Source organism: Amycolatopsis sp. NPDC051372 (assembly GCF_040682095.1).
GTDB lineage: Bacteria > Actinomycetota > Actinomycetes > Mycobacteriales > Pseudonocardiaceae > Amycolatopsis.
Window position 1 is genome coordinate 47228 of record NZ_JBFBAF010000039.1, and the last position, 23501, is coordinate 70728.

22 protein-coding genes and 1 pseudogene are annotated in these 23501 nt (G+C 70.5%); 7 read left to right on the plus strand and 16 right to left on the minus strand.

The window, feature by feature from the left end:
* Positions 1 to 18: 18 nt before the first annotated feature.
* Positions 19 to 908, plus strand: a pseudogene (locus tag AB0M56_RS41970) (aminoglycoside phosphotransferase family protein).
* 8 nt (positions 909 to 916) lie between these two features.
* Here the strand turns inward: AB0M56_RS41970 and AB0M56_RS41975 are convergent.
* Positions 917 to 1357, minus strand: coding sequence for a DoxX family protein (locus AB0M56_RS41975; RefSeq protein ID WP_364186684.1), 441 nt, complete (start codon positions 1355 to 1357; stop codon positions 917 to 919).
* Positions 1358 to 1608: 251 nt separating this feature from the next.
* On the opposite strand from AB0M56_RS41975, the gene AB0M56_RS41980 reads away from it, so the two are divergent.
* Entirely contained in the window at positions 1609 to 3471 is a 1863-nt protein-coding gene (locus AB0M56_RS41980) for a translation factor GTPase family protein (protein ID WP_364186686.1), read from the plus strand.
* Positions 3472 to 3474: 3 nt separating this feature from the next.
* On the opposite strand, the gene AB0M56_RS41985 is transcribed toward AB0M56_RS41980, so the two are convergent.
* Together AB0M56_RS41985 and AB0M56_RS41990 are read right to left on the minus strand one after the other, a co-directional pair.
* The gene (locus AB0M56_RS41985) at positions 3475 to 4299 is read right to left on the minus strand and encodes a DUF1206 domain-containing protein (protein WP_364186689.1); all 825 of its coding nucleotides are present in this window, start codon (positions 4297 to 4299) and stop codon (positions 3475 to 3477) included.
* A gap of 100 nt (positions 4300 to 4399) precedes the next feature.
* Positions 4400 to 4825, minus strand: coding sequence for a hypothetical protein (locus AB0M56_RS41990; protein WP_364186690.1), 426 nt, complete (start codon positions 4823 to 4825; stop codon positions 4400 to 4402).
* Between the two features lie 100 nt (positions 4826 to 4925).
* On the opposite strand from AB0M56_RS41990, the gene AB0M56_RS41995 reads away from it, so the two are divergent.
* Positions 4926 to 5417: a GNAT family N-acetyltransferase gene (locus AB0M56_RS41995; protein WP_364186693.1), complete on the plus strand. Its 492-nt coding sequence runs from the start codon at positions 4926 to 4928 to the stop codon at positions 5415 to 5417.
* Here the strand turns inward: AB0M56_RS41995 and AB0M56_RS42000 are convergent.
* The 3 genes from AB0M56_RS42000 to AB0M56_RS42010 form a co-directional block, all read right to left on the minus strand.
* Positions 5410 to 6342, minus strand: a complete 933-nt coding sequence (locus AB0M56_RS42000) for an alpha/beta fold hydrolase (protein ID WP_364186695.1) — start codon at positions 6340 to 6342, stop codon at positions 5410 to 5412. The two genes, AB0M56_RS41995 and AB0M56_RS42000, sit on opposite strands and share 8 nt — an antisense overlap.
* Positions 6343 to 6430: 88 nt before the next feature.
* Positions 6431 to 7219 (minus strand): alpha/beta hydrolase, encoded by a 789-nt coding sequence (locus AB0M56_RS42005; protein ID WP_364186698.1) that lies wholly within the window; start codon positions 7217 to 7219, stop codon positions 6431 to 6433.
* Between the two features lie 123 nt (positions 7220 to 7342).
* Complete coding sequence (locus AB0M56_RS42010) at positions 7343 to 8137, minus strand: alpha/beta hydrolase (RefSeq protein ID WP_364186701.1); 795 nt, start codon at positions 8135 to 8137, stop codon at positions 7343 to 7345.
* An 83-nt stretch (positions 8138 to 8220) separates the two neighbouring features.
* On the opposite strand from AB0M56_RS42010, the gene AB0M56_RS42015 reads away from it, so the two are divergent.
* On the plus strand, positions 8221 to 8766 hold the full coding sequence (locus AB0M56_RS42015) for a QsdR family transcriptional regulator (RefSeq protein ID WP_364186703.1): 546 nt from the start codon (positions 8221 to 8223) through the stop codon (positions 8764 to 8766).
* 18 nt (positions 8767 to 8784) lie between these two features.
* Here the strand turns inward: AB0M56_RS42015 and AB0M56_RS42020 are convergent, their stop codons facing one another.
* Positions 8785 to 9801: an aldo/keto reductase gene (locus AB0M56_RS42020; protein ID WP_364186705.1), complete on the minus strand. Its 1017-nt coding sequence runs from the start codon at positions 9799 to 9801 to the stop codon at positions 8785 to 8787.
* 105 nt (positions 9802 to 9906) lie between these two features.
* Between AB0M56_RS42020 and AB0M56_RS42025 the strand changes: the two genes are divergently transcribed.
* Positions 9907 to 10749 carry a helix-turn-helix transcriptional regulator gene (locus tag AB0M56_RS42025; protein WP_364186708.1) on the plus strand — a complete coding sequence of 281 codons (843 nt, stop codon included), beginning with the start codon at positions 9907 to 9909 and terminating at the stop codon, positions 10747 to 10749.
* Here the strand turns inward: AB0M56_RS42025 and AB0M56_RS42030 are convergent.
* Complete coding sequence (locus AB0M56_RS42030) at positions 10746 to 11435, minus strand: hypothetical protein (protein ID WP_364186710.1); 690 nt, start codon at positions 11433 to 11435, stop codon at positions 10746 to 10748. The genes AB0M56_RS42025 and AB0M56_RS42030 overlap by 4 nt on opposite strands.
* Positions 11436 to 11555: 120 nt before the next feature.
* On the opposite strand from AB0M56_RS42030, the gene AB0M56_RS42035 reads away from it, so the two are divergent.
* Positions 11556 to 12230, plus strand: coding sequence for a helix-turn-helix transcriptional regulator (locus AB0M56_RS42035; RefSeq protein WP_364186713.1), 675 nt, complete (start codon positions 11556 to 11558; stop codon positions 12228 to 12230).
* Between the two features lie 49 nt (positions 12231 to 12279).
* Here AB0M56_RS42035 and AB0M56_RS42040 read toward each other — a convergent pair whose 3' ends face one another.
* Entirely contained in the window at positions 12280 to 13446 is a 1167-nt protein-coding gene (locus AB0M56_RS42040; RefSeq protein ID WP_364186716.1) for an acyl-CoA dehydrogenase family protein, read from the minus strand.
* A gap of 105 nt (positions 13447 to 13551) precedes the next feature.
* Here AB0M56_RS42040 and AB0M56_RS42045 point away from each other — a divergent pair, with 105 nt between their 5' ends.
* Positions 13552 to 15216: an AMP-binding protein gene (locus AB0M56_RS42045; RefSeq protein ID WP_364186718.1), complete on the plus strand. Its 1665-nt coding sequence runs from the start codon at positions 13552 to 13554 to the stop codon at positions 15214 to 15216.
* A gap of 1 nt (position 15217) precedes the next feature.
* On the opposite strand, the gene purE is transcribed toward AB0M56_RS42045, so the two are convergent.
* The 7 genes from purE to AB0M56_RS42080 all read right to left on the minus strand — a co-directional run bounded on the left by purE (position 15218) and on the right by AB0M56_RS42080 (position 23325).
* Entirely contained in the window at positions 15218 to 15715 is a 498-nt protein-coding gene (purE, locus tag AB0M56_RS42050) for a 5-(carboxyamino)imidazole ribonucleotide mutase (protein ID WP_364053176.1), read from the minus strand.
* An 11-nt stretch (positions 15716 to 15726) separates the two neighbouring features.
* Positions 15727 to 16911 (minus strand): 5-(carboxyamino)imidazole ribonucleotide synthase, encoded by a 1185-nt coding sequence (locus tag AB0M56_RS42055; protein ID WP_364186721.1) that lies wholly within the window; start codon positions 16909 to 16911, stop codon positions 15727 to 15729.
* 50 nt (positions 16912 to 16961) lie between these two features.
* A complete protein-coding gene (locus AB0M56_RS42060) occupies positions 16962 to 18107 on the minus strand; it encodes an NAD(P)-binding domain-containing protein (RefSeq protein WP_364186724.1) in 1146 nt (381 codons plus the stop codon).
* Positions 18108 to 18210: 103 nt separating this feature from the next.
* Complete coding sequence (locus AB0M56_RS42065) at positions 18211 to 19812, minus strand: LuxR C-terminal-related transcriptional regulator (RefSeq protein WP_364186726.1); 1602 nt, start codon at positions 19810 to 19812, stop codon at positions 18211 to 18213.
* Between the two features lie 59 nt (positions 19813 to 19871).
* Positions 19872 to 21002, minus strand: coding sequence for a glycosyltransferase 87 family protein (locus tag AB0M56_RS42070; protein ID WP_364186805.1), 1131 nt, complete (start codon positions 21000 to 21002; stop codon positions 19872 to 19874).
* Between the two features lie 7 nt (positions 21003 to 21009).
* Positions 21010 to 22422 carry a glycosyltransferase 87 family protein gene (locus tag AB0M56_RS42075; protein ID WP_364186729.1) on the minus strand — a complete coding sequence of 471 codons (1413 nt, stop codon included), beginning with the start codon at positions 22420 to 22422 and terminating at the stop codon, positions 21010 to 21012.
* Positions 22423 to 22482: 60 nt separating this feature from the next.
* Entirely contained in the window at positions 22483 to 23325 is an 843-nt protein-coding gene (locus tag AB0M56_RS42080) for a GGDEF domain-containing protein (protein ID WP_364186732.1), read from the minus strand.
* Positions 23326 to 23501: the final 176 nt, after the last annotated feature.

Below are 23501 nucleotides of genomic sequence, written 5' to 3' on the forward strand. Positions count from 1 at the left end.
CGGGTCGGATGACGTGCCATGACCCCCGCACAACCGCACCCCCTCGACGACGACCTCGTCCGGCGGCTGGTCGCCGAGCAGTTCCCGAGGTGGGCGGCGCTGCCCGTGCGGCGCCATCCCTCGGGCGGCACGGTCAACGCCGTGTACCGGCTCGGCGAGAACTTGGCCGTGCGACTGCCGCTGCTCGAAAGCGGGGCGAAGGACGTCGCACTGGAGCAGGAGTGGCTGCCTCGCCTCGCCCCGCGCCTGCCGACCGCCATTCCGGAGGTGGCCGGGCCGGCGAGCCCGCCGAGGGGTATCCGTGGCCGTGGTCGGTCTACGGCTGGCGCACCGGTGAACACCCCGAAGCGGAAGCGCTCGCCGAGCCGCTGGCGCTGGCCGAGGACCTGGCCGCGTTCGTGGCGGCCATGCGGAGCATCACCGTGCCGCGAGCGCCGCGGGCCCACCGCGGCGGACCGCTCATCGAGCTCGATCCGTGGACGCGGGCCGCGATCGGCGAACTCCGTGGCCTGCCTCAGGAGGGCGTCGACTGCGACGCCGCGCTCGCCGTGTGGGAGCACGCGCTGCGCGCGCCGGGCTGGACCGGAGAGCCGGTGTGGCTGCACGCCGATCTCATGCCGGGAAACCTGCTGCTCGAGAACGGCCGGCTGACTTCGGTGATCGACTTCGGCTGCACGGGGACGGGTGATCCGGCCTGCGATCTGTTCCCCGCGTGGAACCTGCTGCCGGCCGGTGCGCGGGAGGTCTTCCGCGAGGCGCTCGGCGTGGACGACGCGACCTGGGCCCGACGCCGGGCCCGCACGCTTTCCCAGGCGCTGGTCGCCCTGCCGTACTACCGGGAGACGAATCCGGCGATGGCGAACACCGCCCGGCACGTGATCCGGACGGTGCTGGCCGAAGCCCGCTGACGCTGTGGTTACACGGTTTCCAGCTCGGCCATCGGGGTGGCGCGGGCCTCGCGCTTGCGCCAGAACAGGACGTGGTCCAGGGAAAGCCGCCCGCCGTTGAAGCCGAGGGCGAGGGCGGCCAGGCCGAGCACCAGGACGAGCTCGTAGCCGCCCGTTCCGGTGAGGCCGTTGGGCGCGTGGACGGAGAGCAGCGCGCCCGCCATGTCGACGACGTAGCCGACCGCGAGCAGCGGCAGCAGGAAGCCGGCGACGAACGCGATCGAGCCGAGCACCTCGAGGATGATCACGAAGACCGCCGCGATCGTGGGCAGCGGCACGCCGACCTGGCCGAAGAAGTCCGCGGTGGCGCCCACCCCGCTGTTCCACTTCTGCAGGCCGTGGGCGAAGAACACCACAGCCACGCCGATGCGGCCGAGCAGCAGTGCGACGTCCTTGACTCGAGCGAACATGAAAACTCCTGATCGGTGATCTTCCCACTGTCCCGGCCCACAGTAGGTCGGAGGGCGCCGCCGAAGCCCGCTTCGGCGAGTGATCGACAGGAAACCGACAGGCACCGGAAAATACTCGCTGTACGCGTCCGTCACCGAGCGGTATCGTGCCGACCGCCCTGTTCGAGACGGTGAGGAGACCCCGATGCGCCGACAGTCCGACCGACCCCAGTTCGGCCTGTCCATCGCATCGATGAGGACCTCACCCGTTCATGACCCCGCAACTGAAGACACTCACCCTTGGCATCCTCGCGCACGTCGACGCCGGTAAAACCAGCCTGACCGAGCGCCTGCTCTTCGAGACCGGCGTGATCCGCCACCTCGGCAGCGTCGACTCCGGCGACACCCAGACCGACTCCCTGGAGCTAGAACGCCGCCGCGGAATCACCATCAAGTCGGCTGTGGTCGCCGTGACCACAGGCGAGCACCGGCTCACGCTCGTGGACACCCCCGGCCACTCCGACTTCATCGCCGAGGTCGAACGCGCCCTCGGTGTGCTGGACGGCGCCGTGCTCGTGGTGTCCGCGGCCGACGGCGTTCAAGCGCAGACCCGCGTGCTCATGCGGACCCTGACACGCCTCGGCATCCCCGTGCTCGTGTTCGTGAACAAGATCGACCGCGTGGGCGCGCAGGAATCCACCCTGCTCGACGCCCTGCGCACGCGGCTTTCCCCGCGCTGCGTCGCACTCGACACCGTGACCGGACTCGGGACACCGCAGGCGAAACCCGTGCCGCTGCCACCCGGCGACGAGCTGGCCGAAGCGCTGGCGGACGACGACGAGTTCTTGGCGTCCTATGTGGAGGGACGCGAGCCGGACTACCGAGCGGCCCTGGTCCGCCAGGTCGCGCGCGGAGCCGTGCACCCGGTGGTTTTCGGCTCGGCGATCACCGGCTCGGGCGTGGCCGCGCTCGTCTCGCGCGTGCGGGAGCTGTTCCCGGCAAAGGAACGCACCGAGGCCGGCGAGCTGGCCGCCACCGTGTTCAAGATCGAACGCGGGCGCGCCGGGGAAAAGATCGCGTACGTCCGGGTGCGGTCGGGTTCACTGAGCCCGCGCACGCCGTTTCCCTTCCACCGCCGCGAACCCGACGGCACGGTCACCGAGCTGACCGGCCGCGCGTCCGCCGTGCGCGTCTACGAACACGGCGCCACCCCGGTCGACGGCCCGGCGCACGCCGGCGACGTCGCCCGCGTGTGGGGTCTCAAGGACGTGCGGATCGGCGACCACCTGGGTCCCTCCGGCACGCTGGTCGAGCCCGGATTTTTCGCCCCGCCCAGCCTGGAGACGGTGGTGCGGCCCGTCGACCCGGACGACGCCGTGGCCCTCTACTCGGCGCTGGAACGACTGTCCGAACAGGACCCCTTGATCAGCGTCCGCCGCCACGAACACGAAGTCTCCGTGCGGCTCTACGGCGAGGTCCAGAAAGAGGTGATCCGCTCGACGCTGGCCGAGGACTTCGGCCTGGCCGCGGAGTTCGAGGAGTCCCGCATCCTGCTCGTCGAACGCCTCTGCCGTGCGGGCCACGCCGTGGGCCACCGCGCGCCTGACCAACGCGTGTACTTCTGGGCCACCGTCGGACTGCGCGTGGAACCCGGTCCGCCCGCCTCCGGCGTCGCGTACCGGCTGGCAGTGCACCTCGGCTCACTGCCGCTGGCGTTCCACAAGGCCATCGAGGAGACCGTGCACGAACAGCTGCGCCACCGTCCGCGCCCGGTGATCGACTGCGTGGTGACCCTGACCGAGGCCGCGTTCTTCCCGCCACTCACCACGGCCGGCGACTTCCGCGGCATGACCGCGCTCACGCTCGCCGAAGCCCTGCGCGCAGCCGCCACCCGCGTGCACGAACCCGTGCACAGCTTCGAAGCCGAGGCCCCGGCGAACGCGGTGAGCGGCGTGCTCCGCAAGCTCGTGGAGCTTCGCGCGGTGCCCGACGAGCCCACGGTCACGGCCACCGGCTGCACCGTCACCGGCACGATCCCGGCCGCGTCCGTGCACGAGTTCGAGCAGGCGTTGCCCGCACTGACGCAGGGCGAGGGGGTGTTCTTCAGTGAGTTCGCCGAGTACCGGCCGCGCTGAGCATCACCGCCGGTGCGCCCACGCGGCCCCGAAGCAGTACGCGCCGAACGCGGCGAGTCCTAACGCGACGATCGTGAGCAGCACCGTGCCGAACGGCTGCCCGGCCAACGTCCGCAGCGCCGCGTCGAGGCCACCGGCCGCACGCGCGTCCGACCGCAGACCGGCGTACCCCAGCAGGACGGCGATCACGGCGAAAACCACGCCTTTCGCCAGGTAACCGCCGGTGCCGAGGCGGGCCACCCAGCGCCGGGTGGCCCGCGGCAGCTCGAAGGTGTCGAGGTCCTCCATAAACGACCGCCGCACGCCCTTCACGCCGGCCGCGACGGCCACCGCGGCCACGCAACAAGCCGCCACCACGACGATCGCCGGCCCGGCCGGCAGCGAGAGGAGTTCCGCCGTGGCCTCCTGCTGACGCTGGTTGCCCGCGGCCGAACCGGCGCCCACGGCGATCCGGATCGCGCTGTAGCCCAGCGCGAACACCACGATCGCGCGCCCGGCCGAGCCGAGGCGCTTGCGGACCCGTTCGCCGCCGGACACCCACTGGTAGCCGGTCGCGGCCATGAGCACCTGCCACAACCCGAACGCGAGCAGCCCGATCGCGAGCACCCACAGGACTACGCGGCCGGCCGCGTTCGAGCCGATCTCCTGCAGCGCACCGTTCTGGTCCGCGGGTACACCGCTGCCACCGCCGAACGCGATGCGCAGCGCGAGATACGCGACGATCAGGTGCACCACCCCGTAACAGGCCATGCCGGCGCGGCCGAGTGCTCGCGCGGTCGTGCTGCCGCGGGTGTGGCCGATCGGGATTCTCGTTCTGAGTGCGTTCATCCGGGCACCTCCGTTGCCGGAGTGCCCGGGTTTCGCCCGCGTGACACGAAAACCGGGGCCGATTGGGCCATTCAGCGCAACCGGACTGTCCCGAATGGACTCAGGCCGGGCGGCGGCGTACCGAGTCGAGCGCGGCCCAGCCGCCGTGGGTGGCCAGCAGCGTCAGCACCTGCTCGGCGTGCGCGGCGAAGCGCTGCAGATCTTCGTGGAGTTTGGGCGCACGGTCGGAGTCCAGTGGCGCGAAGTCGTCCCACCACAGCCCGATCACGGCGCTCGCGCACAGCGCCAGCGACTGGATGACGTGCACGAACTCCTCCGACGGGTCGGTGGAGGTCTCGCGGTACACGGTCTCGATGTCGTCGCACGCGTCGAGCAGTTCGCGCAGCTGCTTGACCGCGTCGGCGGGTGTGCCGTCCCACGCGGCCGTGGGCCAGGCGCGGTCGCTCAGCTCGAGCCACAGGCGCCAGCCGGCGACCAGCTCGGCGTCGTCGCTCGGCTTCCAGGTGTCAGGGACCGGCCAGAACATGTCGACGACTGTGACACTCGGCCGCGGGCCTGCACAACTGGAATGGCACAACGGGACGAAAAGAGTTCGCGTTTGTACCTACTTCTGGAATCCTCGTTACGTGCTGATCCGCGACGCGACGGGCCAAGACTGGCCTGCCATCTGGCCGTTCCTGCACGACATCGCCGCCGCCGGCGAGACCTACGCCCTGCCCCGCGACCTGGGCGAACAGGCCGCGCGCGACTTCTGGATGATGTCCTCGCCCGGCCGCACCGTTGTCGCTGGAAACGATTCCGACGACATTCTCGGCTCGGCGAAGATGGGACCGAACCGCGACGGACCAGGCTCGCACATCGCGACCGCGAGCTTTATGGTGGCGCCCGCTTCCGTCGGTCGAGGCGTCGGCCGCGCGCTCGGCACGCACATGCTGGAGTGGGCGCGCGCCGAGGGCTACCGCGGGGTGCAGTTCAACGCCGTGGTCGAAACCAACACCCGTGCGGTCACCCTGTGGAAGTCACTCGGCTTCACCGTGATCGGCACGGTGCCCGGGGCGTTCCACCACCCGGTGCACGGGTACGTGGGGCTGCACGTGATGTTCCAGTCGCTCAGCTGATCACCGGGGGCACGAACACGCACTTCGGAGTCTGCGCGTGCGCCGGGTCGAGCGCGTTGAGCACCTCGCGCTCGGCGATCGGGTCGTACGGAATGCCCAGGTGGTCGGTGAAGTCCGCCGAGCAGACGTTCTGCAGCACGATGTTCTTGACGTTCGAAGCCGGCTTGAGGAACGCGTTGGTGTAGGGCGTGACCACGTCGTCGTACTTGGTCTGGATCACGGTGTAGTCGATGCCGGGCACCGTGTCGCCGCCGGCGTTGAGGTCGGTCAGGAACGCCGAACCGGTGGACTGCTCGTTGCACGACGCGCACGCCAGGCCCACGAGGTCACGCACCGGCGGGATGGCCTGCAGCGTGCTGAGGAGGCCGTACAGGCTCGTGCCGTAGTTCGACGGCGACAGGCCGATGAGCTTGCCGATCTTCGAGGCGCCGCCGAGGTACTTGATCCAGTAGCGCGGGTTCATGCCGCCCTGGGAGTGCCCGACGACGTCGAGCTTCGCCGCCCCCGTGGCCGCGAGGACCTTGTCCCCGAACGCCGCGAGCTGCGCGGCCGTGCTCGCGACCGGGCCGACGGTCTGCAGGAAGCTGCCCGGCGAGCCGCCGAAGTTGCCGGCGAACACGCAGTAACCGTGGTCGGCGAGCACCTTCGAGAGGTTGGCCCAGTTCTCGTAGGCGTTGGCGGTGGTGCCGTTGGACAGCAAAACGGGGTTGGGGTGTTCGGCCGACGGCTCGCAGTTCCAGTCGTTGGCGCCGGGTGGGGCGATCGTCGGCTGCACCACGGAGTACAGCGCGGCCGAGATGATGTTCGGCTGGACCGGACCGGTCGGCTCCTTCACCGCCGCGTCCGCGGTGCCGCTACTCAGGGCGGCCGCTCCCAGCGCCGCCACGAAAACCACCACCCGACGCCCGAACGCGCGCACACCCATCCGCTCCACCTCTCTGTGAACCGATGGTGACCCCAGTCACCTGATCAGTTAACGCGTCGCGAGAGGAACGGAAACTCCTCCGAGTGGGTTACTTGCCCGCGGCGTGGGCTTCGAGGAATTTCTTCAGGTGCGGGTACACGTCCGACGCGTGGGTGAGGCTGAGGAAGTGCGCACCGCTCACGATCGTGACCAGCGGTTCGGCGTTGGGCAGCGCGGCCACGAGCGACTCGGCGCGAGCCATCGGATACTCGTTGTCGCCGCTGCCGTGCAGCACGAGCACCGGCACCTGGATCTCGCCCGCGCGTTCGAGCACACTGTCGCGGCTGACGAGCGTTTCCATGATCCGCTGGAACTTCTCCCCCGGGACCTCGAGCCACTTCGTTTTCCACGCGGACGCTTCGTAGTCGCCGAGGCAGAAGGTGGCAACGCCGTCGACCAGCGGCTCCGGCCCGGCTTCGAGCCAGGCGGCGATCAGATGCCGGTAGACCGTGGCGGTGCCTTCGGCTTCCTTCTCTGCGGAAGTGCCGAGCACGGCCAACGCGGTCACGCGCTCGGGCTGGAGCAAAGCCATCCGCAGGGCGATGAACCCGCCCTGGCTCGTGCCGATCACGGCGGCCCGCTCGATGCCGAGGTGGTCCAGCACGCCGAAGGCGTCGCGGGCGACGTCCCAGTAGTCGAAGTCCGCGTCGGCCGGAGTGCCGCCGTGGCCGCGTTCGTCGATCGCGATGAGCCGGTAGTCCGCGCCGAAGGACTGAACCTGTGGCTCCCACATGTCGATGTCCATCAGGAAGCTGTGCAGCAGCACGACAGCGGGGCCATCACCGCCGTAGTCGACGAAATGCACCTGCTGCCCACCGTTGACAGTCACCGTCGCCATCCGACACCTCCGCGTTGGGGATCAGCATGGCACATGTCTCACATGCGCCCGGATCGGGCAAGAGGCAGGGAAATCCTCACCCGAATGCCCGACGGTGCCGCGGTTTCGCCGGTGCCGCGCGGGTCAGTTCACGGCCGTGTGCGCGGCGAGGAAACCCTTGAGGTGCGGGTTGACGTCGGCGGCGTGGGTGAGGCTGAGGAAGTGCGCGCCGTCTGCGATCGTGACCAGCGGCTTCGCGTTCGGCAGGCCGTTGACGAGCTCCTCCGCCTTCTCGATGGGGTAGGCGCGGTCCGCCGTGCCGTGCAGGACCAGCACCGGGGTCTGGATTTCGCCGAGGCGGTCGAGGAGGCTGTCGCGGCCGGCGAGGACGCCGATCAGCAGGCCGGCTTGCTCGCCCTGGTAGTGCTCGCGCCACTTGGCCTTCCACGCCGCGGCGTCGAAGCTGTCGCCGAAGCAGATGGCGGCGACGCCGTCGATCACGCCGTCGGGGCCGTTCTGCGCCCACACGTCGCCGAGCTGCCGGTAGACGGCGGCGACCTCGTCGGGCTCGGCGTCGGCCGACGTGCCGAGCACGGCCAGCGCGGTCACGCGCTCGGGGGCGAGCAGCGCCATGCGCAGGCCGACGAACCCGCCCTGGCTGGTGCCGATCACCGCGGCGCGGTCGAAGCCGAGGTGGTCGAGCACCGCGAGCGCGTCGCGGGCGACGTCCCAGTAGTCGAAGGGCCCGTCGGCCGGGGTCTCGCCGTGGCCGCGCTCGTCGATCGCGATCAGCCGGTGGTCCCCGCGGAACGCCTCGACCTGCGGGAGCCACATGTCGACGTCCATCAGGAAGCTGTGCAGCAGGACGACGGCCGGGCCGTCGCCACCGTGGTCGACGTAGTGGACCTGTTGCCCACCGTTCACGGTCACCGTGGCCACACCGCACCTCCGCATTGAGACAGTCAGACGTTTTGTCTCACGTTCAGGGTGTTTTGGCAAGCGGACTCGGCCATACTGCGCGGATGACCGGCCCTCCCTCCACCGACGACGTCGTCCGCGCGGCGACCGAGGCGTACCTGCGCGGCCGGACGATCGACATGTCGGCACTCGCGACCGAGCTCGGCTTGAGCCGCGCGACGCTGTACCGCCGCGTCGGCAACCACGAGCAGCTGCTCGGGCGCGTGCTCGCCGACAGCACCGAACGGACCTACCTCGCGATCGAGGCCGGCGTGACCGGTCCCCCGGGACTCGCGCGGACGCTGGTGGTGGTCGAGCGGTTCATGCGCACCGTCGTCACGCTCGCGCCGCTGAAGGACCTAGCCCGGCGCGACCCCGTGCTGTTCGCGAAGGTGATCATGTCACCCGGCGAGGTCGAGTCCCGGGCGGCGCGCCTGTTCACCGAGCTGCTCGACCGCAACGGCCTGCGCTTCGACGCGCCGACGGCGGCCGTCGCGCAGGCGGTGATCCGCATCGGCGACTCGTTCATGTACTCCCAGCTTCTCGGGGGCGAGCCGCGGCTCGACGACGCCGTACAGGTCATCGGGCTGCTGCTCGCCACCGCGAAGTAACTCGCCGTGGCTCAGTGCTCAGCGCCGGCGCAGGCGCTTGTCGAGGATCGCCGGCGTGGGGTTGATGTAGAAGTCACCCGCGTGCACGTCGACCCCCGGCGGCACGATCTCGTCGATGCGGTCCAGCACGTCGTCGCTCAGCTCCACGTCGGCGCCGGCCAGCAGGTCGGTGAGGTGCTCGGGCCTGCGCGGGCCGATCAGCACCGACGTCACCGCCGGATGAGCACGCACGAACGCGATCGCCAGGTGCGGCACGGAGATTCCCGTGTCGGCGGCGAGCTTGGTCAGCTCCGCGACGGCGTCGGCCTTCGCCTGGACGCCCGGCCGCGAGAGGTCGAACATCTGCGCGCCGCGGCCGGCGTTGCGATGCCCGGCCGTCGGGTCGGCGCGGCCGGAGAGCCAGCCGGAGTTGAGCGGGCCGAACGTCAGCACGCCCATGCCGTAGCGCTGAGCCGTTGGCAGCACGCGCTGCTCGACGCCGCGCGCGAGGATCGAGTACGGCGGCTGCTCGGTGCGGAAGCGGTGGTGGCCGCGGCGTTCGGCCGTCCACTGCGCTTCCACGGTCTCCTCCGGTGAGAAGAACGAGCTGCCGATCGCCCGCACCTTGCCCTCCCGCACGAGGTCCGACAGCGCGCCGAGCGTCTCGTCGATGTCGGTGTCCGGGTCGGGCCGGTGCAGTTGGTAGAGGTCCACGTAGTCGGTGCCGAGGCGGCGCAGGCTGTTCTCCAGCGCCCGCTTGACCCAGCGCGGCGAGCCGCCACGCTGGTTCGGGTCCTCACCCATGGGGAGGCCGAACTTGGTCGCCAGCACCACGCCCTCGCGCCGGCCCGCGAGCGCCTTGCCGACGATCTCCTCCGACTCCCCGGTCGAGTAGACGTCGGCCGTGTCGAGGAAGTTGATGCCGGCGTCGATCGCCGCGTGGATCATGCGCACGGACTCGTCGTGGTCGGTGTTGCCCATGGCGCCGAACATCATCGTGCCGAGGGCGTATTCGCTCACGGAGATGCCGGTGCCGCCGAGAATGCGTCGTTTCATGCTTCCCACGTAACCACCGTTCGGACCCGAGGTGAGAAGACTCCCTCAACCGGGGGTCCAGCAGACCCCCCTCTCGGGGCGGCGATCGGCCTTACGCTGGGTCGCATGAGTGAGCAACTCCGGGACTTCCTGCGCTCGCGCCGAGCGAAGATCACCCCCGCCGACGCGGGCCTCACCCCGCACCCCGGCCCCCGGCGCGTGCCCGGCCTCCGCCGCGAGGAGGTCGCGCAGCTCGCGGGGGTGAGCGTGGATTACTACGTCCGCCTCGAACGCGGCCGCAACCTCAACGTCTCCGAGTCCGTCCTCGACGCCATTTCCCGAGCCCTGCAGCTCAACGACCTCGAGCGCACCCATCTGTTCACCCTCGCCAAGCCCACACGCTCACGGCCGCGGCCCCTGCCGCCCCAGCGCGTGCGCCCGGGCCTGCAGCTCGTGCTCGACAGCCTCCACCACGTGCCGGCCATCGTGCTCGGCCGCCGCATGGACGTACTCGCCGCAAACCGCCTCGCCAACGCCCTCTACACCGACTTCGACGCCCTCCCTCCTCGCTCCCGCAACATGGCCCGCCTCATCTTTCTCGACGACACCGTCCGCGGCCTCTACACCGACTGGGAAGGCGCCGCCCGTGGCGTCGTCGCCACCCTCCACCTGTATGCCGGCCGCCACCCCCATGACCCGGCGCTCGCGGAGCTCATCGGCGAACTCTCCCTGCGCGACCAGGACTTCCGCCGCTGGTGGGCCGACCACGACGTCTTCGAACGCACCCACGGCGTCAAGCACTACCACCACCCGCTCGTCGGCGAGCTGACGCTGGGCTACGAAGCCATGACCCCCGTCGACGACCCCGAACAAACCCTCGGCATCACGACCGTCGAGCCGGGCTCGCCTTCCGAGGAACGCCTGCGCCTCCTGGCGAGCTGGACGTCACCGGCCACAGTGGACGGTTAGCCTTCCCTCGAGTGCTCGGCCTTGAACCCCTCCTCTCCCAGCGTTGTGCCAAGACGCGCCCGCAACGCCTCCCGCACCTCGGCGTCATCGGGATCGAGCACCTGACCCCGCTCCCGCAACGCCCTTTCCGCTTCCGCCAGCAACCGGACGGCCCGCGCGGCGTCTCCGTCCTTCTCCGCCAGCACGGCACTCGCGAGTTCGCCGTATGGCACCAAGTCACCGACGCCGTGCTCCCTCGCGTACCGCCGAACTCCCTCGAACAACTCCCGAGCCCGCCCGACGTCGCCGGACTCCAGCTCGACGTACCCGAGGTTCAGCTGCTCCCACACGACCAGCTCAGCCAGCCCCGCCTCCTCCCGCAATGCGACGCTCTCCAAGAACAGACTTCGCGCGGCTTCGAGGTCGCCCCGCATCCGTGCCACAGCGGCCAGCACGTGCACCGGCCCTCGCCGCAGCGCGCGGTCGGCCTGCCCGGCCGCCACCTCGAACGCCTGCGTGGCCAGCTCTTGACACCCGGTCAGATCCCCACGTCGCACCGCCACCCGGGCCAACATGCACAGCGCGTCGACCTCACCCGCGGCGTCGCCGGCTCCACGCGCCCGCTCCAGCTCGCGCTGGCTCAGACCCTCGACCACCTCCGTCTCACCCCGCCGAAACGCGGCGAACGCCTCCTCCGCGAATCCCATCCGACTCCTTTCCACAGCACCCCCATCCAGTGCTCCTCGTGCAGCACGGTGCTCCATCAGCACCGCTGTCACCCAGAGTGCCTCAAGCGGCGCTGCGCGTCAAGCACTACACTGCTCCTCGTGCAGGATCACCCGGAACCACCGCGCGAAGCACCCGGCGACGCCATCGGCGCCCAAGCCGAGCGCACCTTCGCCCTGAACATGCGCGCGCTGCGAGAAGAACTGGGCGTCTCCCAGGCGGGCCTCGCGAAGAAGCTGGAACGAGTAGGAATCCAGCTCGACAGCACAGCCATCACCCGCATCGAAAAGCACGCCGACGGCACCACCGGGCGGACAATTCGCCTCAGTGAAGCCGTCGCCATAGCGAAAGTCCTCAACACTTCGCTCGCGAACATGGTCCTGCCCGCGCGCTCGAGCCTGTTCGAACAACTGTCGCACGCGACAGAAGAACTGGAATCGGCAACCGACGCCGCCGACACAGCCAATCGCCATCGCGACGACGCCGAGGAAAAAGTCCGCACGCTGCAGAGCCGCTTCGTCGAACGCCAAGTCCCCAGCCTGCAAGAGATCCTGCGTTACACCGCGCGAGACCTGCACCGCCTGGCCGGCACCTGGAGCGAGCAGCGGGAATCGTTCAAACAACAGCGGATCAACCTGGCGAAGAACGCCGAAACGACCGATCCCGAAACCGAGTCAAGGCTGCTGCAACTCGAAGAAAAAGAACTGATCTGCCTCGACGTCCTCTACCGCATCGAAGACGCCGTCAAGATCCGTGCCGGGTGGCGACGACAATAAAAAAAGCCCGCGCACCCGGAAAAGGCGCGCGGGCCGAACAACAAGAACCTCAGCCCTTGAGCAAAGCCCGAGCCATCACCATGCGCTGGATCTGGTTGGTGCCTTCGTAGATCTGCGTGATCTTCGCGTCGCGCATCATGCGCTCGACCGGGAAGTCACGGGTGTAGCCGGCGCCGCCGAAGAGCTGGACGGCGTCGGTGGTCACCGACATCGCGATGTCGGACGCGTAGGCCTTCGCCGCGGACGCCATGAAGCCCGCGCGCTTGTCGCCGCGTTCGGAGGCGGCGGCGGAGGCGTAGACGAGGTGGCGGGCGGCCTCGATCTTCGTGCCCATGTCGGCGAGCATGAACTGCACGCCCTGGAAATCGCCGATCGCCTTGCCGAACTGCTTGCGGTCCTTGACGTACGCGATCGCGGCGTCCAGAGCACCCTGCGCGATGCCCAGCGCCTGCGCGCCGATGGTCGGGCGCGTGTGGTCGAGCGTCTTCAGCGCGGTCTTGAGGCCCGTGCCCGGCTCGCCGATGATGCGCTCGGCCGGGATCGTGCAGTTCTCGAAGTAGATCTCGCGCGTCGGCGAGCCCTTGATGCCGAGCTTGCGCTCCTTCGGCCCCACGGAGAAGCCCGGGTCGTCCTTGTGCACGACGAACGCGGAAATGCCGTTGGACTTCTTCTCCGCGTCTGGATCGGTCACGACCATCACCGTGTACCACGAAGATTCACCCGCGTTGGTGATCCACGCCTTGGTGCCGTTGAGCACCCAGTGATCACCGTCGAGCTTCGCCCGTGCGCGCATCGACGCGGTGTCCGAGCCGGCTTCGCGCTCCGACAGCGCGTACGACGCCATCGCCTCGCCCCGCGCGATCGAGGGCAGCACGATCTTCTTCAGCTCTTCCGAAGCCGACAGGATGATCGGCTGCGTGCCGAGCTTGTTCACCGCCGGGATCAGCGACGCCGACGCGTCGACCCGCGCGACCTCCTCGATCACGATGCAGGCGCCCACTGCGTCGGCACCCTGGCCGTCGTACTCCTCGCCGATGTGCACGGCGTTGAAGCCCGACTTGGTCAGCGCCTGCAGCGCCTCGGTCGGGAACCGCTCATTCTCGTCGACCTCGGCCGCGTACGGCGCGATCTCCTTCTCGGCCAGAGCCCGGACCGCGGCCCGCAGCTCCTCGTGCTCCTCGGCAAGCTGGTACAGGCCCTCGGCCACTTCCGTCACCTTCTCTGCAGCAATGGGGAGAGTTCTGTCGATGTTAGCGCTCGTTCACGCAGGGCGCGCCGCTCGTTCTTGTGTCCTTGGCCGCACTCTTCGTAAGGTCGGGCGATGGCCATCACCGCGTCGACGCCGCCGCCCGGATTGCCCGCTTCACTCACCTACCCCGAGGTTCCGGTGGGTTCGATACTCGCCGGCGCCGCCGCCCGCTTCGGTGATCGCACCGCGTTCGCCATGGGCGACGACAGCCTCACCTTCACCGAAACGTACGCAGGCGCGTGCAAGTTCGCCAACGCCCTGCTCGCCCGCGGCATCGGCCACGGCGACGTGGTCGCGATCCACCTGCCCAACTGCCTCGCCTATCCCGTCGCCTACTACGGCACCCTGCTGGCCGGCGCCACCTTCAGCCCGACGAACCCCCTGCTCCCGCCCGACGACCTGGCCTTCCAGCTCACCGACTGCGAGGCCGCCGCGGTGGTCACATTCGGGCCGGTCGCGGGCACCGTCGCTGCCGTCGCGGACCGGATCCCGGCCCGGCTGACGATCGTGGTCGCGCCGAGTGCGCCGGCTTGGTCCGACGCCGTCGTCGAGTTCAAGCAGTTCTGCGCCGAAGCGCCGGCCACCCGGCCCGACACGGCCATCGACGTCCACCACGACCTCGCCCACCTCGCCTACACCGGCGGCACGACCGGCCGGTCGAAGGGCGTGGAGCTCACGCACCGCAACATCGTGGCGAACACGCTGCAGAGTGCGTGCTGGAGCAGTGGTTCCATCCCGGCGCTGGACACGCATGGCGACGTGGTCCTCGACCAGATCGGCAGCGAGGACGAGTGGGTCGGACGCCTCGGCACCGGCGTCGCGATCAACCTGACGCCGTGGTTCCACGCGATGGGCGTGATCGCCGGACTCAACGCCGCGCTGCTCAGCGGTTCCCAGACCGTGCTGCACGCGCGCTTCGACCCGGCCGCGTACGTCGCCGACGCCGAACGCCTGCGCGTGACGTCCCTGGGCGGCGCGCCCGCGCTGTTCGCCGCGCTGCTGGCGACGCCCGCGTTCCACACGGCCGACCTGTCGTCCGTGCGCAGCATCGGCTCCGGCGCGGCGCCGATGAACCACGAGATGATCCGCGCGCTCCACGAGCGCTTCCCCGGCGTCGTGATCGCCGAGGGCTACGGCCTGACCGAGATGACGATGGGCGCGGTGATCTCGCCGTCGTACCGCTCCGGCGTGCGCAAGGTGGGCTGCGTCGGCGGCCCGATCTTCGACACGGAGGTGAAGATCGTCGGCCCCGACGAGACCCCGCTGCCCGCCGGCACCGAAGGCGAGGTGTGCCTGCGCGGGCCACAGATGATGCGCGGCTACCGCAACCGGCCGGACGAAACGGCCGCGGCGCTCGTCGACGGCTGGCTGCACACCGGCGACATCGGCGTGCTCGACGAAGACGGCTATCTGTCCATTGTGGACCGAAAGAAGGACATGCTGCTGTACAAGGGATATAACGTCTTCCCGCGCGAGCTGGAGGAGCTGCTCATCGCACTGCCCGGCGTCGCGACGGCCGCCGTGGTCGGCCGCCCGCAGGCCGACGTCGGCGAGCTGCCCGTCGCGTTCGTCGTGGGGCAGCCGGATGCGGACCTGAACGCCGAGGGGCTGATCGCCGCGGTGAACGAGAAGGTGGTGCCGTACAAGCGGATCCGGGAGCTGTACTTCGTCGACGAGATCCCGGTGTCGGCGGCGGGGAAGGTGCTGAAGCGGGAGCTTCGGAAGCAGCTGCCCTGACCTACTGGCCGGCCTTCTCGCGCAGCGCCGCGTCCTTCTCCAGCACCAGCGTCTCCAGACTCGACTGGAATTCCGCCAGCTTCGACTGCAGCTGCAGGTCAGAAGCCGCCAGGATGCGCACGGCGAGCAGGCCGGCGTTGCGCGCGCCGCCGACGGAGACCGTGGCGACGGGGATACCGGCGGGCATCTGGACGATGGAGAGCAGCGAATCGAGGCCGTCGAGGTACTTCAGCGGGACCGGGACGCCGATGACGGGCAGCACGGTGGCGGAGGCGACCATGCCGGGCAGGTGGGCGGCACCGCCGGCGCCGGCGATGATGGCGCGCAGGCCGCGGGAGGCGGCGGACGTGGCGTAGTCCAGCATGCGCTGCGGCGTGCGGTGGGCGGAGTAGACGCCGACCTCGTACTCCACGCCGAACTCCGCCAGGGCCTGGCCGGCGGCCTCCATGACCGGCCAGTCGGAGTCGCTGCCCATGATCACGCCCACCTGCGGCGCCATATGTGTTCCCTTCAGTGGATCTCGTAGCCGTCGAGCCAGACGGCGTGGGACAGCCAGTGGGCCGACAGCAGCGCGCGGTTGCGCAGGTCGTCCATGTCGTCGCCGACGAAGTTGACGTGGCCGAGCTTGCGGCCGGGACGGTCCTGCTTGCCGTAGAGGTGGATCTTCACCTCGGGGTAGCGCGCGAACAGGTGGTGCACGCGCTCGTCCGGGCTCATCTGCGGCTCGACGTCGGCGCCGAGCACGTTGGCCATCACGCACGCGGGCGCGACGAGGTCGGTGCGGCCCAGCGGGTAGTCGAGCACGCCGCGCAGGTGCTGCTCGAACTGCGACGTGCGCGCACCGTCCATCGTCCAGTGGCCGGAGTTGTGGGGGCGCATGGCCAGCTCGTTCACGAGCAGGCCCTTCTCCGTCTCGAACAGCTCGACGGCCAGCAGCCCCGTGACGTCCAGCATCGACGCGATGCGCAACGCGAGGTCCTGCGCTTCGTGCACGCGCTCCTCGGACAGGCCGGGCGCGGGGGCGAGGACCTCGGTGTTGATGCCGCCGGCCTGCACCGTCTCGACCACCGGGTACGCGGCTCCCTGGCCGAACGGCGAGCGGGCGACCAGCGCCGCCAGCTCGCGCTTCATCTCGACCTTCTCCTCGACCAGCAGTGCCGTGCTCGCGTCGAGCAGCCGCGGCACCACCTCGCGCGCGTGCCGCGCCGTGTCGAGCATCCAGACGCCGCGGCCGTCGTACCCGCCGCGGGCGGCCTTGAGGACCACCGGCCACCGGTGTGCCGCCCCGAACGCGATCACGTCGTCCACAGTGGACACTTCGGCGAAGTCCGGCCCCGGCACGTCCATCCCGGCCATCATCTCGCGCATCACGAGCTTGTTCTGCGCGAACCCGAGCGCCGAGGGCGCCGGCCGCACCACGACGCCCTCCATCACGAGCGTCAGCAGGTGCTCACCAGGCACGTGCTCGTGGTCGAACGTGAGCACATCGACACCCTGCGCGAACTTCCGCAGCGCCTCGAGGTCCGTGTGGTGCCCGACGACGACATCGGACGCCACGAGCGCGGCCGAATCGTCCGCGCTCGCCGACAGGACCCTCAGCGACTGACCGAGGGAGATCGCCGCCTGGTGCGTCATGCGGGCCAGTTGCCCGCCACCCACCATGCCCACCACGGGAAGACCGGTTCGTTTGTCCATAGCGCCGCTCAGGTTACTTGGCGAGACCTGGCGGAGCTGCGGGTACCGGCTCAGTGAGCCACGCCACCAGCACCCGCACCCAGCCGCGCGCGTCCGTTCCGCTCCCCGGCCGCCGCCTTGGTGCGCGCGGCCAGGTGCTTCACGACGTACTCGGCATCGCGGCCGGCGCCGCCCACGAGCATGGACGAAAACGCCCACTGGAACGACAGCCCCACGAAGTACAGGCCCGGTGCCGTGGTCGCCACGCCGCGCTCCTCACGCGGCCAGCCGGAGTCGTCCGTGACGGGCGGGTCGATCCAGGAGAAGTCCTGGCGGAACCCGGTGCACCACACGATGTTGGCGACGTCGAGCGCTCGGCCGTCGCCGAGGACAGGCGCACCGCCGCGGACGCCGGTCGTGCGGTCGGCGACGAGTTCGACGCCCTCGCGGGTCAGGTCGGCGCGCTTCACCCGGATCAACGGTCCGCCGTGCGCCCGGATCTCGGACCGCAGCCCACGGCCCAGCGGCGTCCGCAGGGTCAGCACGTGTTTGGCCGCGAAGAACAGCACCGGGAAGATGACCCGGGCCGGGCGCCGGTTGATGTCGAACGGGAACTCGCCGCGGATCGGCCCGCTGAGCACCGTCGGATGACCCGCCCGAGCGGCCTCGTACGCGATGTCGCCGCCCGAGTGCGAAGCGCCGACGACCAGCACCGGCCCGGGCTTCAGCTGCGCCGGGTTGCGGTACTCGCTGGAGTGCAGCTGCCGGATCCCGGGGTCGAGCCCGCCGGCGAACTCCGGGACCCGCGGCGCACGGCCGAACGTACCGGTCGCGACCACCACGTTGTCGCAGGTGAACGTCGTGGTCCCGGTGCTGACCTCGTAACCGGCCTCGGTTCGCCTCACGCTCGCCACGCGCTGCCCACCCCTCACGGGCAGCGAGAACCGGCGAGCGTAGGTCTCGAGGTAGTCCGCCATCTCGTCCTTGGTCGGGTAGTGCATCGGCGGGCCCGGGTAGGCCATGCCGGGCAGCCCTGCCGCCAGGGCCGGGGTGAACAACCGCAGCGTGTCCCAGTGGCAGCGCCAGTTGTCCCCGATCCGGTCGTTGCCGTCGAGGACCACGAAGTCGCGACCCCGCCGCGCGAGGTAGTGGCCGGCCGACAGGCCCGCTTGCCCCGCCCCGATGATCACGGTCTCGGTGCGCTCGTGCTCGTTCATCAGTGATACCTCCTGACCAGCACGTTAGGAGCCGCCCGCGCGGTCGGCATCGAACAGCCGTACCACTTCGGTCCGGGGCGGGATGGTCCGTCCGTACCACGGGTCAGATGAGGTGGTGCTGCACCGCGTGGGTGGCCGCGGCGGCGCGCGAGGGCACGCCGAGCTTCGCGAACACGTTCTGCAGGTGCCGGCGCACGGTGTGTTCGCTGATCACCAGCCGCGCCGCGATCTGCCGGTTCGACAGTCCCTCGGCCACCAGCGCCAGCACCTGCAGTTCCCGCTCGGTCAGCGAGGTCGGCGGGGCCGGCGAAACGCTGGTGCCGGCACCGAGCCGGTGCAGGACCTCGCGCGCGGTGGAGAAGTCCACCTCAGCCGCGTCGTCGTCGCCCGTCAGCTGCCGGGCCCGGCCGATGAGCAGGCGCGAGCGGGCTCCGTCGTAGGGCGCGTCCAGCTCGGCCCACCCCTCGCACGCGGCGCGCAGCTCGGCCAGCGCGGCCGAGGGATCGCCCTCCGCCAGCAGGACCGAGCCCCGCGCGTGCGCGGCCGTCGCCCGCAGCAGCGGCATCCCGATCTCGGCGGCGATCGCCGTCAGCTCGTCGGCCGCGCCGCGGGCGGCACCCGGGTCTCCGGCGGCCAGCACGATCTCCACCTGCGCCGCGAGCATCCGGGCGCGCACGAGGTGGTCGTCCGCCGCCTCGGCCACGGCGTGGCCGATCGCCGAGACAGCCGCCGCCGTCCGGCCCTGGGCCAGGCGCAGCAACGCGTAGCCGGGCTGGGTGGGATGGCCGTACTCGCCGGCTTTCCGGTAACCGTCGTCGGCCGCGGCGAGCTCGCCACGCAGCCGCCGCAGCTCGGCCTCCTGGTACAGCGCCATGCCGAGCGCCGGCTGACGGCGCAGGCCGGAGAGCCGTTCACCGGCGCGGCGGGCCTCCACCAAGGCTTCCGGCCACGCACCGAGAGCCTGCAGCACCTGCGAACGGTGCACCAGGCACTGGCCCCGGAACAGCACCAGGTCCGGCTGCGCCGCGCACCACGCACTCAGCGACGCCGTCCACTCCTGTGCCCGGATGGCGTCGAAAACCTCGTGGCAGCCTTCGATCGCGCTGCAGTAGACCACTCCGGCGGGGATCGGCGACACCTCGCCCGAGGTCACCGAGACCATCGCCTCGTCGAGCAGGGCCAGTCCTTCGGCGGTGCGGTGCAGCTTGATCAGAGCCCGGCCCTGCGCGTGCCGGCCCAGCGCCAGCAGGTCCGTGTCGCCGAAGCGGGAAGCGATCTGCACGGCGGCGGTGAACGCGTCGTGCGCGCCCCGGGTGTCACCGCCCTGGATGCGTTGGAGGCCGACCGGGACGAGGAGGTAACCCCGTTCGACGCAGTCCAGCCCGTGCTCGTCGAGCAGCCGCCGCGCCCGCGCCAGCCAGCCGTTCGCCCGCGCCGGCTCACCCCGCAGCAGCAGTGGCAGGGCCAGGAAAAAGGCGCATCGGGCAGCCTCGGCCAGCCCACCATCCCGCACATACTCGAGATACGCGCGCTCCCGCGATTCGAAACTTTCGTCGTCGTGCCCGAGCAGATAAGCCGCCGTCGAAAGACGCACGAGATCTTCCGCGGTGAGCGACGCACGGCCTCCGGTGAGCCGTGTGTACACCTCCCGCCACGCCTGTCCGGCGAAGGCCCGCTCGGCCGTCTCGCCGTTCACCACCGCCATGCACCTCCCGGCAGTCGTTCCACTGTACGACGCGGATTCGACGCTGGGGAGCGGCGACGCTATTTCGCCAGCCTCGCCACCGGAGCCCTCAGCCGCAGCTCACGCACCGCCAGGCCGACGATCGTGCAAGCCGCCGCAACGACGTAGGCGTTGCCGAGGATCGACCAGCCCAGGCCCCACGTGAACTCGACGTCGGCGCCGTTCGGGACGAGCATGACGACTTCCGAGGCGAACAGGGCGGTGGCCGCGAGGGCCCACCAGCGGCGGCCAGTGGTGACGAGCAGGGCGATCAGCGGCACGGCCCACACCCAGTGGTGCGACCAGGAAACGGGCGAAAGCAGCAGCCCGTAAAACGCCGTCACCAGCAGGGCGGCCTTCGGTTCGCCGCGGCGGTGCAGCCGGATCACGAGCCACACGGCGGGCACGGCGAGCACCGCGCCGACGGCGACGGCCACCGTGAGCGACCACGGGGCGAGGGCCGAGGCGCGGTTGACGAGGCCGTTGAGCGACTGGTTGAAGATCCACGTGACCGAGCCGACGCGGCTGGGGTCGGTGGCGGACTTCGTCCAGAAGAACCACGCGTCGTGCGGGATGACGGCGAACATGACGGCCTCGAGGCCGACGAAGGTGATAAGGGCGCGCAGGCCGTCTTTCCGACGGCCGGTGAAGAACAGGTGCGGCACGAAGATCAGGGGCGTCAGCTTGACGGCCGCGGCGACGCCGATCAGCACGCCCGCCCAGCGTGAGCCACGCAGCGAAAGCACCAGGACGTCGACAACCACGAACGCCATCAGGATCAGGTTGATCTGGCCCAGGAACAGCGTTTTCCACACCGGTTCCAGAGCCAGGGCCAACGCGGTGCCGCCGAGGAGCCACCAGCGCGAGGGATGCGCGACGACCGCGATCACCACGGTCAGTGACACCACCGACAACACCGTCACCACGCCCCACACCAGCCCGGCCGGCACGAGCGCGAGCGGGAGGAACAGCGCGGCCGCGGCGGGGGTGTAGGTGAAGGGCAGCCGGACCCAGTCGGGCAGGGTCGTGAGATCGCCGGTGGTGTAGAGCGGCTCGCCCTTGAGCAGGGTCAGCGCACCGGCGCGGTAGACGGCGCTGTCGGCGCCGAGGTGGCGGTGGGTGAGCCAGACGACGACTCCGAGGACAAGCGCGAGGAACGGCAGCGCCGGCAGGCGCGGATCAGTGAGCCGGCGTGGCGTCGGCACGGTCCGCGGCCTCCCCTGAACCCGAACCCGAGCCAGAACCGGAATCCGGCCCCGAATCCGGACCTGGGCCCGAACCGCGATTACGCGCCCGCCGCTGCAGCCCCCACCGCAGGATCAAGGCAACCCCCAGCACCACCGGCATCAGGATGTACGCGTCACCGAGGACGTTCTGCCACACCTTCCAGTGCAGCTCGACGTTGCGGCCGTTCGGCAGGATCAGCAGCACGCAGCTGACGAACACGAACGCCACCAGCCCCGTGCCCAGCCAGCGTTTCCACGCCGTGGCGGGCGTCGTCTTCGGCAGGCGCGACACGAGCAGCACGATCAGCGGCGCCACCCACACCCAATGGTGCGACCACGAGATCGGCGACATCAGCAGCGTCCAGAACGCCGTGACGAGCAGCGCGGCCAGCGCCTGGCCCTTGCGGTGGAAGCGGATCAGCAGCCACAGCGCCGGGATCGCCAGCAGCAGCCCGACGCCCATCGCCGCCTTCGACGCCCACGGCGCGAGGTCGGTGGCGCGGTTCATCAGCCCGTTGAGGGACTGGTTGCCCGCCCAGTGCACCGGCCCGATGCGGCTGGTGTCGGGCAGCGTCGAGGTCCAGTAGCGCCACGCGTCGTGGGAGTTGATCAGGAACATCAGGCCCTGCAGGAGCACGAACGTCGCGAGCCCGCGCAAGGCGTCCTTGCGGCGGCCGGTGATGAACAGGTGCCCCAGGAACACCAGTGGCGTCAGCTTGATCGCGGCCGCGACGCCCACCAGCACGCCGCCCCACCGGCTGCCGCGCGCGCCGAGGACGAGCATGTCCAGCAGGATCATGGCCATCAGGATCAGGTTGATCTGGCCCAGGAAGATCGTGCGCCACACCGGTTCCAGGCCGAGGAAGACCACGAAGAACACGATCGTCGACCGCGCGGGCGAGGCCCACCACCGCGGCCCGTCCTCCTCCGGCCGCGGCAGCGCGCCGATCGAGATCCGCACGGACAGCGCGAGCGCGCCCAGCGAGACGGCCGTCAGGAACCCCCACGCCACCTGCGTCGGCACGAGCGCCAGCGGCACGAAGAACAACGCGGCCGTCGGCGGGTAGGTGAACGGCAGCAGTGCCCACCACGGTTCGGTGGACAGCGTGTTGGTGTCGTAGAGCGAGTCCCCGTGCAGCAGGGTGAGCGCGCCGCCGCGGTAGACCGCGCTGTCGACGCCCAGCCCCCACTCGTGCGTCCAGCCCCAGATCCCGACACCGATCGCGACCAGCGGGATCACCGACAAGATCAGGATCGACCGCGGCCGCATCGACAGCCTGGCGAGTGACTTGCGCAGGGCCAGGCGAGGCTGAGCAGCGCTCGCCGGAACTTCGCCGTCGACGGCGGAGGGTACGGTCCTGGTCACCACACCAGGAAATCATGAACGCGCGGGAGCAGGCCCGATGGGTCGGGCCGCGGCCGAGTGTCAGCCCCGGGCGAGGTCCGCCAGCAAATTGCACGCACCGTCGTGCGAAGCAGGCAGGCGAACCGCCGAGACGCGCGGCCGGTTGACCTCCCGAAGCTGCGCGTCAATCGACAGCCGGTCGTTCAGCGCCCGGCGCAAAGCCACTCCCCGCGAAGCCAGCCGGCCGTCCCGGCGGCACAGCACCGCGACCACCGACGGCCCCAACGTCGCGTGGCTCTCGCCGGTGTCGAAAACCGCGCGCATCGCGTCGGCCACCAAGATCATCCCCGTCAGCCGGGGCCAGCCGGACACCGTGGTCAGGTCCATCGCCACCACCAGCAGCACGTGCTCGTCGGCGGCACTCGCCCGGTAGACCTCCGCCAGCCGCGTTCGCAGATACGCCGCGGAAGGCAACCCGGTCAACGGATCGGTCACCTCGGTGTGCACGAGCTGATCGGTCGCCACGTCCGCCCACGCCAGCGCGGTCACGCGCAGTAACCGCGCGGGTGTCGCGTCGACGTCCGGTGAGACGAAGCCGTCGACCGCGTCCGGGTCGGCGAGCACCGCGTGCAGCGCGGCCAGGTCGGACAGCGTCTCCGCGAGGTTCGCGCCCGCGGCGGCCCGGGCTCGGCCGAGGCCGGCCAGCGCCGTCTCGGCGCCCGTCGCGCCGTGGCGGACCACGGCGGCGCACACGGCGTCCACTTCGGGCAGTGCCCAGTCGCTGGGGAAGCGCCACCCCGCGGCGAGACTGGCGGTGCGCCATCTGGCCCGCAGGGCGCGCAGGTTCCGATCCCGGTCGAACCGGGCGCGGGACTCCTGCTCGCCGGCGGGACCGGACAGTGCCCCGGTCGCCGGTACATCCACTGGCCACCGCTCCTTCCCGGTCGATGTCGATCTTGTCCTGCTCCACTCAGGGGACGTGACACCGCCGTCCGCGTGACGGCGTTCCGGGGTCTTTTTCGCAGGACGGCCGCAGCGACACACCCCAGACCCGGGTGAACTTGTTGCGCCGACGGAGTCAACACACCGACCACGAGGTG